Here is a 12,915-nt window from a genome sequence, read left to right on the forward strand (position 1 = left end):
TAAGCTTCTTAGCGCCAAGAGTAGTTGGGGGTCGCCCCCTGCGAGGGTAGGACGTTGCCATGCTTTTTTTATTATTTGGAGGTTTAGCTCAGTTGGGAGAGCGTCTGCCTTACAAGCAGAGGGTCACAGGTTCAAGCCCTGTAACCTCCATTTGAGCCGTTAGCTCAGTTGGTAGAGCATCTGACTTTTAATCAGAGGGTCGACAGTTCGAGCCTGTCACGGCTCATTTTCAATTCCACATTCTGCGGGTGTGGCGGAATTGGCAGACGCACTAGATTTAGGATCTAGCGTCGTAAGACGTGGGGGTTCAAGTCCCTTCACCCGCATCATTTTCAGTTATGCCGACTTAGCTCAGTTGGTAGAGCACCTGATTTGTAATCAGGGGGTCGGGCGTTCGAATCGTCTAGTCGGCACCATTTTTTAATTTTTTTGCGGAAGTAGCTCAGTGGTAGAGCATCACCTTGCCAAGGTGGGGGTCGCGGGTTCGAATCCCGTCTTCCGCTTTTCAATAAATGCCGGGGTGGCGGAACTGGCAGACGCACAGGACTTAAAATCCTGCGGTGAGTGATCACCGTACCGGTTCGATTCCGGTCCTCGGCACCATTTATTGTTTTAATTTTATATTTTTAATGCACCCATAGCGCAACTGGATAGAGTGTCTGACTACGAATCAGAAGGTTGTAGGTTCGACTCCTACTGGGTGCATTTTTTTGTGTTCGGGAAATAGCTCAGCTTGGTAGAGCACCTGGTTTGGGACCAGGGGGTCGCAGGTTCGAATCCTGTTTTCCCGATTAATTGAAAAAGGAATTTAAACTTTATGTTTAAATTCCTTTTTTTGTTTAGGACAAATAACTTTCAATTTTAATTTATATTTCGTATAATGAAAGTCAACATTAGTCAAACTATTTGAGGTGATGAATATGCAGGGTCAGAATATTTCTGATGTGATTGAGAAGTATTTTAAGAAAATTCTTTTAGACGAAAAAGAAATAGTCATTAAACGTTCTGAAGTTGCTGAATTATTTAATTGTGTACCATCGCAAATAAATTATGTTATTAACACGCGATTTACTATTCAAAATGGATATGTAGTAGAGAGTAAACGTGGTGGCGGTGGATATATTAGGATAGAAAAGGTAAATCTTTTTGTAGATCAAGAATTTATTCAAACAATAGAAAATTTAATTGGTACAAACGTATCCCAACAAGAAGGTTACGATATTATTCAAAGTTTATATGATGAGAAGACATTGACAAAAAAAGAATCAAATTTAGTTTTAGCTATAATAAAGAAAGATGTTTTTCTTGGTATGGATACAGAATCAGAAAATATGATACGCGCTAAAATGTTGATTAATTTAATTAATCGCTTACGATATGAAGAGTAGAAAGAGGTAATAATATGGATAATTTATTTACGCCGAGTGCAAAAGAAGTTCTTATTCGAGCACAGGAAGCTGCTAAACACTATCGTCAACAAGCCGTTGGTACTGAACATTTACTTTTGGCTTTGTCTGAAGTACAAAATGGTATTGCAGATAAAGTATTGAAACAATTTAATGTTGATCCAGAAGATATAATGGAAGAAATCGAAAGATTCACTGGTTATGGATCATTGAGATTAAATAAAAATGATAATTATTTACCTTACTCACCAAAAGCAAAAATGATTTTATCAATTGCTAACGATGAAGCTAAAAATTTAAATGCAAGTAAGGTGGGTACAGAGCATCTTTTACTAGCGCTAACAAGTAATAATGAAATATTATCATCAAGAATTATGGGCGGATTAAGTGCTGATGTTAAGCAGGTACGTAAAATGATTTTCCGTCAACTTGGTGTCAGTGAAGTTCAGATGAGACAAAAGAATCGTGGTAAACAAACTCCAGAAGAGGGAACACCTACATTAGATGAATTAGCACGTGATTTGACTAAAATGGCTCGTGATAAGCAGATTGACCCTGTAATTGGTCGAGATTCTGAAGTGAAAAGATTAACTCAAGTATTGAGTCGTCGAACTAAGAATAATCCAGTGTTAATTGGTGAACCTGGTGTTGGTAAGACTGCAATCGCTGAGGGGTTTGCTCAACGATTAGTTGACGGAAACGTTCCTGAAGACATGATTGGAAAACGATTAATGATGCTTGATATGGGATCATTAGTTGCGGGAACAAAATATCGTGGTGAATTTGAAGATCGGTTAAAGAAAATATTGAAAGAAGTATACACGACTAAAGATGTTATTTTATTTATTGATGAATTACACACGTTAATTGGTGCAGGGGGTGCAGAAGGTGCAATAGATGCATCTAATATATTAAAACCTGCATTGGCTCGTGGTGAAGTTCAAGTTATTGGTGCAACGACATTAGATGAGTATCAAAAATACATTGAATCTGATGCTGCTTTGGAACGACGTTTTGCGACAATCACAATCAAAGAACCAACAGAAGCACAGACTGTTGATATTTTAAAGGGACTCCGACCTAAATATGAGGCACATCATCGCGTGCAAATTACCGATGATGCAATTGAAGCAGCAGTAGAAATGGGTAATCGATATATTACTGATCGATTCCTACCTGATAAGGCGATTGATTTAATGGATGAAGCCGCTGCTCAGGTTCGTATTGAGCGCCCAAGGACTAAATCAAAATTAAGTAAAAAACAAGATCAACTTGACGAATTGCGTCAACAAAAAGATGATGCAGTTAGTCAGCAAGATTTTGAATTAGCTGCGGGTATTCGTACAAAAGAAATGCGTGTTAAAAAGCAGGTTGAAGATTTAGAAGCCGAAAAAAATGCTGCCGTTAAGTCTAGTGCAGAACATTATGATATAAAGGTAACTAGCGAAGAAATTGCAGGAATTGTTTCTGATTGGACAGGTGTTCCAGTACAACAATTGAATAAAAGTGAAAGTGATCGCTTAATTCATCTTGAAGACATTTTGCATAAACGTGTTATTGGTCAAAATGAGGCAGTTAGCTCAATTGCAAAGGCTATTCGACGTGCTAGAAGCGGATTGAAAAATCCAGCAAGACCAATTGGTTCATTCATGTTCCTTGGGCCAACGGGTGTTGGTAAAACTGAATTAGCTAAGGCACTTGCTGAAGCTATGTTTGGCTCTGAAGAAGCAATGATTCGAGTGGATATGTCGGAATATATGGAAAAATATAGTACAAGTCGCTTGATTGGATCGCCACCAGGTTACGTTGGATATGATGAAGGTGGACAATTGACTGAAAAAGTTCGTCAGACACCATATTCTGTTGTTCTCTTGGATGAAGTTGAAAAAGCGCATCCTGATGTTTTTAATATTTTACTTCAAGTGTTAGATGATGGATACTTAACAGATTCTAAAGGACGTCGTATTGATTTTAGAAATACAATTATCATTATGACATCTAACTTAGGTGCAACTGCCGTTCGTGATGAGAAGTTTGTTGGATTTGGTGTAGAATCTGAAAAAGATGAATATAAGGCAATGTCTGGAAAAATTCGCGCGGCTCTTAAAAAAGCCTTTCGTCCAGAATTTTTAAACCGAATTGATGAATCAATTATATTCCATTCATTAACTAAAGTTGAATTACATGAGATTGTGAAATTGATGACTAAAGAAGTTATTGATAGGTTGAAGGAACAAGATATTAAGGTTAAAATATCACCTGCAGCAATTGATGTGATTGCTAAGGCAGGGTTTGATCCAGAATATGGTGCTAGACCCATTCGTCGTGCATTACAAACAGAAGTTGAGGACCGTCTAAGTGATATTCTTCTTTCTGGTCAAATAAAAGATAATGATAATATTACAATTGGTGCTGTAAAAGGTGTTATCAAAGTAACGATTAAAGAATCAAAAACTAAAGTAGCAGTGAAGTAAACTTAAAAAGGTGTAACTATTCATGTAGTTGCACCTTTTTTATCACTAGAAAAGGAGTGTTATCTATGGAAAAAATAGATCTTATTGTAATTGGTGGAGGCTCTGCTGGAATTGCAGCAGCAAATCGAGCTGGTTCTTTTGGAAAAAAAGTAATTTTAATAGAAGGAAATGAAATTGGTGGAACTTGTGTCAACGTTGGATGTGTACCTAAAAAGATTATGTGGTCTGCAGCAGCGTTAGCACAAGATTTTGATTTAGCTACTGATTATGGGTTTACTAAACAACAGCCGCAACTTGATTTTGAAAAATTAGTTGCTAACCGTTCTGCATATATTGAACGATTACATGGCGCATATTTCAGAAATTTAGATAAAAATCAGGTACAAGTCATTAAAGGCTATGCAAAATTTATTGATAATCAAACAGTTGAAGTTAATGGCTCAAAATATGTCTCAGAGCACATACTAATTGCAACTGGTGGAACACCCAATATACCCGACATTCCTGGCGCAACGTATGGGATTGAATCTAATCAATTCTTTGATGATTTGAAAGAATTACCTGCTAAAGTTGCGGTTATCGGAAACGGTTATATTGGTACTGAACTTGCTGGAACGTTGAATGCACTAGGGTCAAAAGTTCACATGTATGCAAAATACGACACGTTGTTACCTAATTTTGATGAATTAATTTCAACAAATGTAACAGAAACGTATATAGAAAATGGAATTGATATTAGTTTTAACTCAAAGGTGACAGAGTTGAAACGGCGAAGTGATGGTAAATATGAAGTTATTACCAATGATGACTCATTGGTCGTAGATTGTGTTATTTGGGCGGTTGGCCGCCGACCAGTTACCGATAAAATGAATATTTCTGCCACAAATATTAAATTAAATGATAATGGTACTATTGTGGTCGACGAGTATCAAAATACATCAGTTGCTGGTATTTATGCGACTGGGGATGTTATTGGTAAACTTGACTTAACACCTGTTGCAATTGCAGCTAGCCGAAGATTAATGGAGCGTGTGTTTAATAATAAACCTACGGAACATTTAGATTATAAATTGGTACCCACAGTGGTATTCTCACATCCAGTTGCTGGAACGATTGGTTTAACTGAAGCTGAAGCAACTTTAGAATATGGTCAAGAAAATCTAAAAATTTATCGATCATCATTTACACCAATGCGTTATAGTTTAGGTGATAGTAAGGTGAAGGAAAACCTGAAGTTAATTACGGTTGGTAAAGATGAACGAATTGTTGGATTACATGGTGTTGGAGAAGGCATGGACGAAATGCTACAAGGATTTGCAGTAGCAATTAAAATGGGCGCAACTAAAAAAGATTTCGATGATACAGTTGCTATTCACCCAACGAGTGCTGAAGAATTTGTGACGATGACTTAATGAGCACGAACTGTTGACATCCGATTCAATAGCGTATATGATAATTAAATGTATAATACTGTGAATTTTTATAGCTGATTACGATCTATTGTCCGTAAGAAGCCTTATAGAGAGACAAAAATGGTGATTATTTAAAAATAAATAAACTGTTTTTGTTTTTTCTTTTGCCAAAAAAACCGATTTTTTCGTCTAGTATGCAATTTGTAATCAAACTGTAATATAAAATCATCGGACTTTGGCAGGTTTACAGAATAAATTTGAGAGGTGACTAATTTGGCTGGACATTTAGTAAACTACGGTAAACACAGTACACGTAGAAGTTACGCACGTATCAAAGAAGTTTTAGATTTACCTAATTTAATCGAAATTCAAAGTGACTCTTACCAATGGTTCTTGGATGAAGGTCTTCGTGAAATGTTTGAAGACATCATGCCAATTGACGATTTTGCTGGTAACTTATCATTAGAATTTGTTGATTACCAATTATTAGAACCTAAATACACTGTAGATGAAGCACGCGCACATGATGCGAACTATTCGGCTCCATTACATGTTACATTACGTTTAACTAACCATGAAACTGGCGAAATTAAATCTCAAGATGTTTTCTTTGGTGATTTCCCATTAATGACAGAACAAGGAACATTTATCATTAATGGTGCTGAACGAGTTATTGTTTCTCAATTAGTTCGTTCACCAGGGGTTTACTACAATGGTTCATTAGATAAAAATGGCCGTGAAACATATGGCACAACTGTTATTCCTAACCGTGGTGCATGGTTAGAATATGAATCAGATGCTAAAAATATTTCATATGTACGTATTGATCGTACACGTAAAATTCCATTAACTGAATTGGTCCGCGCTTTAGGATTTGGTTCTGATGATGAAATTATTGAAATGTTGGGTAACAATGATAGCTTAATGCTAACACTTGAAAAAGATGTTCATAAAAATACGGATGATTCACGTGTTGAAGAATCTTTAAAAGATGTTTATGAACGTCTACGTCCCGGCGAACCTAAAACAGCTGATAGCTCACGTAGTTTATTGACAGCTCGTTTCTTTGATCCAAAACGTTACGACTTAGCTCCAGTTGGTCGTTACAAAATTAATAAAAAATTAAGCTTGAAAACACGTTTATTGAACCAAACATTAGCTGAAACATTGGCTGATCCAGATACTGGTGAAGTACTTGCACAAAAAGATACCGTAATTGATAAACAAGTTATGGAAACTTTAGCACCATATCTTGATCGTCAAGATTTCAAGACGGTCACATACCACCCATCAGAAGATGGTGTTGTTACTGAACCTATGGTACTTCAAATCGTTAAGGTTTATTCTCAAGTAGACCCAGAACGTGAGATGCCAATGATTGGTAATGGCAATATTGACTTACAATACAAACATATTGTACCTGCTGATATTATTGCTTCAATGAACTATTTCTTTAATTTAAAAGAAAATATTGGTTCTGTGGATGATATTGATCATTTAGGTAACCGTCGTATTCGTTCAGTTGGTGAATTACTACAAAATCAATTTAGAATTGGTTTATCACGTATGGAACGTGTTGTACGTGAACGTATGTCAATTCAAGATACAACAACTGTTACACCACAACAATTGATTAACATTCGTCCTGTTGTGGCTTCTATTAAAGAATTCTTTGGTTCATCTCAATTATCACAATTCATGGATCAAACTAATCCACTTGGTGAATTGACACATAAACGTCGTCTTTCTGCCTTAGGACCTGGTGGTTTGACTCGTGATCGTGCTGGATATGAAGTTCGTGATGTTCATTACACGCATTACGGTCGTATGTGTCCAATTGAAACGCCTGAAGGACCTAACATTGGTTTGATTAATAGTTTATCAAGTTATGCACGTGTTAACCGATATGGTTTTATTGAAACACCTTATCGTCGTGTGAGCTGGGAATCACATCAAGTAACTGATAAAATCGATTACTTGACTGCTGATGAAGAAGATAACTATGTTATTGCACAGGCTAACTCACCATTAAATGAAGATGATTCATTTGTAAATGAACTCGTTATGGCTCGTAATCGTTCAGAAAATATCGAAATCGGTATTGATAAAGTCGATTACATGGATGTTTCACCTAAACAAGTTGTGGCTGTTGCTACAGCATGTATTCCTTTCTTGGAAAATGATGATTCTAACCGTGCCTTGATGGGTGCCAATATGCAACGTCAAGCTGTTCCTTTAATCAATCCTCATTCACCACTTGTTGGTACAGGTATTGAATATAAGGCAGCTCATGATTCTGGTGTCGCTTTAATTAACAAAAACGAAGGTACTGTTGAATACGTTGATGCACGTGAAATTCGTGTTCGTCGTGAAGATGGCGCTTTAGATAAATACAAATTAATGAAATTCCATCGTTCAAATGGTGGTAAAAACTACAATCAACGTCCAATTGTTCGTGTAAACGATCATGTTGATGCTGATGAAATTTTAGCTGATGGTCCTTCAATGGAAAATGGGGAATTAGCTTTAGGCCAAAACCCATTAGTTGCCTTTATGACTTGGAATGGTTATAACTTTGAAGATGCTGTTATCATTAACGAACGTCTTGTTCGTGATGATGTCTACACATCAATTCATATTGAAGAATTTGAATCAGAAGCACGTGATACAAAATTAGGACCTGAAGAAATTACTCGTGAAATTCCTAATGTTGGTGAAGATTCATTAAAAGATCTTGATGAATTTGGTATCGTCCGTATTGGTGCTGAAGTTAATGATGGTGATATCTTAGTTGGTAAAGTAACACCTAAAGGGGTTACTGAATTATCTGCTGAAGAACGTTTATTACATGCTATCTTTGGAGAAAAGGCTCGTGAAGTACGCGATACTTCATTGAAAGTTCCTCATGGTGGTGGCGGTATTGTTCAAGATGTTAAAATCTTTACTCGTGAAGCAGGGGATGAATTAAGTCCTGGTGTTAATATGATGGTTCGTATCTACATTGCACAAAAACGTAAGTTACGTGTGGGTGATAAGATGGCTGGACGTCATGGTAACAAAGGGGTTGTTTCAATCGTTGTCCCTTCTGAAGATATGCCTTACATGCCAGATGGTACACCAGTTGATATTCTTTTGAATCCCATGGGTGTTCCTTCTCGTATGAATATTGGACAAGTTTTAGATCTTCATTTAGGTATGGCTGCTCGTAAATTAGGTATCCATGTTGCAACACCAGTTTTTGATGGTGCTCGCGATTCAGATATCTGGAATGTCTTTAAAGAAGCTGGAATTTCAGATGATGGTAAGACAATCTTATATGATGGACGTACAGGTGATGCATTTGATAACCGTGTTTCTGTAGGTGTTATGTACTATATGAAACTTGCTCACATGGTTGATGATAAAATCCATGCTCGTTCAATAGGACCATACTCATTAGTAACGCAACAACCATTAGGTGGTAAAGCACAATTTGGTGGACAACGTTTTGGTGAAATGGAAGTTTGGGCACTTGAGGCTTATGGTGCTGCTTACACGTTACAAGAAATTTTAACGTATAAATCTGATGATGTTGTGGGTCGTGTGAAAACATACGAAGCAATTGTCAAAGGCGAACCAATTCCTAAACCAGGTGTTCCTGAATCATTCCGTGTTCTTGTTAAAGAATTACAGTCATTAGGATTAGATATGAAAGTACTTGATGCTAAAAAGACTGAAATTGAATTACGTGACATGGATGATGACGATGATGATATCGTTAATGTGGATGCGTTAAGCAAATTAGCTAATGAACAAAAAGAGAAAAAAGCTAAAGAAGAAGCCGAAAAAATGGCTGCTGAAATGAACAAAGAATAATTTTGGCTTAGTTACTGAACTCAAATTTGTGTGGATGAAGCTAATGCTTAGTTTGAGAAATCCAACACACTATAAAACTAAAGGGAGGTCGGTCCTTTGATCGATGTCAATAAATTTGATAGCATGCAAATTGGCTTAGCATCTTCTGATAAGATTAGAAGCTGGTCATATGGTGAAGTTAAAAAGCCCGAAACAATCAATTATCGTACATTAAAACCTGAAAAAGACGGACTATTCGATGAACGTATTTTTGGACCAACAAAAGATTGGGAATGTGCCTGTGGTAAATACAAACGTATTCGCTATAAAGGTATCGTCTGTGATCGTTGTGGTGTTGAAGTTACTCGTTCTAAAGTACGTCGCGAACGTATGGGTCATATTGAATTAGCTGCACCAGTTACACATATCTGGTACTTTAAAGGAATTCCAAGTCGTATGGGTCTTGTCTTAGACATGAGTCCTCGTGCTTTGGAAGAAGTTATCTACTTTGCTTCTTACGTTGTTACTGAACCTGGTAACACACCTCTTGAAAAGAAACAGTTATTAACAGAACGTGAATATCGTGAAAAACGTGAAGAATACGGGACTGAATTCGAAGCTGGAATGGGTGCTGACGCTATTCGTCATTTATTACGTGATGTTAATCTTGCTGGTGAATCTGAAGAATTAAAAGAAGAATTGAAAGATGCTACTGGCCAAAAGAGAACACGTGCTGTTCGTCGTTTGGACATTTTAGAAGCATTCTTACTTTCTGAAAATGAACCTGCATGGATGGTTATGGATGCTGTTCCTATTATTCCACCTGACTTACGTCCAATGGTTCAATTAGAAGGTGGCCGTTTTGCCACTTCTGATTTGAATGATTTATACAGACGGGTTATTAACCGAAATAACCGACTAAAACGTTTATTAGATTTGAACGCTCCTGGTATTATTGTTCAAAATGAAAAACGTATGTTACAAGAAGCTGTTGATGCATTGATTGATAATGGTCGTCGTGGCCGTCCAGTTACTGGACCTGGTAACCGACCATTGAAATCTCTTTCACATATGTTGAAAGGTAAACAAGGACGTTTCCGTCAAAATTTACTTGGAAAACGTGTTGATTATTCAGGCCGTTCAGTTATTGCTGTTGGACCAACGTTACAAATGAATCAATGTGGTATTCCTCGTGAAATGGCTTTGGAATTATTCAAACCATTTATGATGAAAGAACTTGTTAAACGTGAAATGGCTTCAAATATTAAAAATGCTAAACGTAAACTTGATCGTCGCGATGAAGATATCTGGGATGTTTTAGAAGAAGTTATTGTTGAACATCCAGTTCTCCTTAACCGCGCACCAACACTTCATCGTCTTGGTATTCAAGCTTTCGAACCAATTTTAGTTGATGGTAAAGCAATTCGTCTTCATCCCTTAGCTTGTGAAGCTTACAATGCTGATTTTGATGGAGATCAAATGGCTATCCATGTACCTTTATCTGATGAAGCACAAGCAGAAGCTCGTTTGCTTATGTTAGCTGCTCATCATATCTTGGCACCTAAAGATGGTAAACCAGTTGTAACACCTTCTCAAGATATGGTTTTAGGTAACTACTACCTTACAATGGAAGAAGCTGGCCGCGAAGGCGAAGGTATGATCTTTAAAGATGCTAACGAAGCTGTAATGGCTTACCGTAATGGTTACGTTCATTTGCACACTCGTATTGGATTACAAACAGCAACATTAGCTGCTGAAGGTAAACCATTTACAGATTGGCAAAAAGAACGCATTATGATAACAACTGTTGGTAAAGCAATCTTTAATGAAATTTTACCTAATGAATTTGCCTACATTAATGAACCTAAGAATGATAACTTAATTAATAAAACAGCCGACAAATATTTTGTTGAACCTGGTCAAAATATTGGTGATGTTATTAAAGCACAAGAAATTATTTTACCTTTCAAAAAAGGATTCTTGAGTGATATCATTTCTGAAGTTTATAAACGATTTAAAGTAACTGAAACGTCTAAGATGTTAGATCGTCTTAAAAACTTAGGTTATGATCAATCAACACATGCTGGTATTACAGTTGGTATTTCTGATGTAACTGACTTAAAGGAAAAACCTGCAATTATTGAAGAAGCTCATAAACAAGTTGCTTTAGTTGCAAAACAATTCCGTCGAGGTTTGATTACAGAAGATGAACGTTATGAACGTGTTATTGCTATCTGGACACAAGCAAAAGATGATATTCAACAAAAACTAATGGAAGCATTGGGCACACAAAATCCTATTCAAATGATGAGTGATTCTGGAGCCCGTGGTAATATTTCTAACTTTACTCAATTAGCTGGTATGCGTGGTTTGATGGCAGCTCCTAATGGTAAAACAATGGAATTACCTATTATTTCTAACTTCCGTGAAGGTTTGTCAGTGTTGGAAATGTTTATTTCAACTCATGGGGCTCGTAAAGGTATGACTGATACGGCCTTGAAGACTGCCGATTCTGGATACTTGACTCGTCGACTTGTTGATGTTGCTCAAGATGTTATTATTCGTGAGAAAGATTGTTTCACTGATCGTGGCTTAGATGTATCAGCTATTAAAGAAGGAAATGAAATGATCGAACCATTGTATGACCGTATCTTAGGTCGTTATGCAATGAAGACCGTTAAAAATCCTGAAACTGGTGAAGTTATTGTCGCTTCAAACGAAATGATCGAAGAAAGCAAAGCGCAAGCAATTATCGCTGCTGGAATCGAACAAGTAACTATCCGCTCAGCATTTACATGTAACACTAAGCATGGGGTTTGTGAACATTGTTATGGTCGTAATATGGCTACTGGTGATCAGGTTGAAGTTGGTGAAGCAGTTGGTACTGTTGCTGCTCAATCAATCGGTGAACCCGGAACTCAATTAACAATGCGTACTTTCCATACTGGTGGGGTTGCTGGAGATGATATTACACAAGGGTTACCTCGTGTTCAAGAAATCTTCGAAGCACGTAATCCTAAAGGTCGTGCTGAAATTACAGAAGTAACAGGTATGATTGAAGCAATTGAAGAAAATCCTGCTGAACGTACTAAAGAAGTAACAGTTAAAGGTGAAACTGATACACGAACATATAGTTTACCTTATACTGCTGTTCTTAAAGTTGCCGAAGGTGATAAAATTCATCGTGGTGAAGCACTAACAGTTGGTTCAATTGATCCTAAACAATTAATTCAAGTTCGTGATGTTCTTTCTACGGAGAATTATATTCTTCGTGAAGTTCAAAAAGTATATCGTATGCAAGGGGTAGAAATCTCTGATAAGCATGTGGAGGTTATGTCTCGTCAAATGTTACGTAAGGTTCGCGTTATGGATCCCGGTGACACAAATGTATTACCAGGTACTTTAATGGATATCATGGATCTTAAAGAAGATAACTATAAGACATTGATCAAAGGTGGCATTCCAGCTACTTCACGTCCTGTCTTACTTGGTATCACTAAAGCATCTCTAGAAACAAACAGTTTCTTATCAGCTGCATCATTCCAAGAAACAACTCGTGTTCTTACGGATGCTGCTATTCGCGGTAAGAATGATCCATTAATTGGTCTGAAAGAAAATGTTATTATTGGTAAGATTATTCCTGCCGGTACTGGTATGCCAGATTACCGTCAAATTAAACCAAAAGAAACAGGTTCAATTTCAGCTAATGTTTATTCAATCTCAGATATTGAGAAACGAATGAAAGAAGAAGAAGCTAGCGTGAACGATTAACGTCATAGCTAAAAAAGA

At 37.0% G+C, this 12,915-nt stretch carries 5 protein-coding genes and 8 tRNA genes; all 13 read left to right on the top strand.

Translation table 11 applies throughout. The annotated features are described in order from the left end of the window. The first annotated feature begins 77 nt into the window (after window positions 1-77). The 13 genes from AC1RPT_RS03685 to rpoC all read left to right on the top strand — a co-directional run bounded on the left by AC1RPT_RS03685 (window position 78) and on the right by rpoC (window position 12,897). A tRNA-Val gene (locus tag AC1RPT_RS03685) sits at window positions 78-150 on the top strand. Between the two features lie 3 nt (window positions 151-153). Further along, window positions 154-226, top strand: a tRNA-Lys gene (locus AC1RPT_RS03690). Window positions 227-244: 18 nt separating this feature from the next. Next, window positions 245-326: transfer RNA gene (locus AC1RPT_RS03695), tRNA-Leu, on the top strand. A gap of 14 nt (window positions 327-340) precedes the next feature. Further along, window positions 341-416, top strand: a tRNA-Thr gene (locus AC1RPT_RS03700). 15 nt (window positions 417-431) lie between these two features. Beyond that, a tRNA-Gly gene (locus AC1RPT_RS03705) sits at window positions 432-503 on the top strand. 11 nt (window positions 504-514) lie between these two features. Then, window positions 515-603: transfer RNA gene (locus tag AC1RPT_RS03710), tRNA-Leu, on the top strand. A 28-nt stretch (window positions 604-631) separates the two neighbouring features. Then, window positions 632-705: transfer RNA gene (locus tag AC1RPT_RS03715), tRNA-Arg, on the top strand. 12 nt (window positions 706-717) lie between these two features. Then, window positions 718-791 (top strand) — tRNA-Pro (locus AC1RPT_RS03720). 129 nt (window positions 792-920) lie between these two features. Beyond that, window positions 921-1,388: a CtsR family transcriptional regulator gene (locus tag AC1RPT_RS03725; protein ID WP_481761623.1), complete on the top strand. Its 468-nt coding sequence runs from the start codon at window positions 921-923 to the stop codon at window positions 1,386-1,388. 14 nt (window positions 1,389-1,402) lie between these two features. Beyond that, window positions 1,403-3,880, top strand: coding sequence for an ATP-dependent Clp protease ATP-binding subunit (locus AC1RPT_RS03730; RefSeq protein WP_481761622.1), 2,478 nt, complete (start codon window positions 1,403-1,405; stop codon window positions 3,878-3,880). 65 nt (window positions 3,881-3,945) lie between these two features. Further along, entirely contained in the window at window positions 3,946-5,292 is a 1,347-nt protein-coding gene (gene gorA, locus AC1RPT_RS03735; RefSeq protein WP_481761621.1) for a glutathione-disulfide reductase, read from the top strand. A 264-nt stretch (window positions 5,293-5,556) separates the two neighbouring features. Further along, the gene (gene rpoB / locus AC1RPT_RS03740) at window positions 5,557-9,147 is read left to right on the top strand and encodes a DNA-directed RNA polymerase subunit beta (RefSeq protein ID WP_481761620.1); all 3,591 of its coding nucleotides are present in this window, start codon (window positions 5,557-5,559) and stop codon (window positions 9,145-9,147) included. Window positions 9,148-9,243: 96 nt separating this feature from the next. Next, window positions 9,244-12,897 (top strand): DNA-directed RNA polymerase subunit beta', encoded by a 3,654-nt coding sequence (gene rpoC, locus AC1RPT_RS03745; protein WP_481761619.1) that lies wholly within the window; start codon window positions 9,244-9,246, stop codon window positions 12,895-12,897. The last annotated feature ends 18 nt before the right edge of the window (window positions 12,898-12,915 follow it).

Source organism: Dellaglioa sp. CoH-56-MRSF-11 (assembly GCF_056782135.1).

What these genes read in the sequence shown, in the direction of transcription:
- AC1RPT_RS03725 (WP_481761623.1), top strand. Translation starts at nt 921, where the DNA reads ATGCAGGGTCAGAATATTTCTGATGTGATTGAGAAGTATTTTAAGAAA.
- AC1RPT_RS03730 (WP_481761622.1), top strand. Translation starts at nt 1,403, where the DNA reads ATGGATAATTTATTTACGCCGAGTGCAAAAGAAGTTCTTATTCGAGCA.
- gorA (WP_481761621.1), top strand. Translation starts at nt 3,946, where the DNA reads ATGGAAAAAATAGATCTTATTGTAATTGGTGGAGGCTCTGCTGGAATT.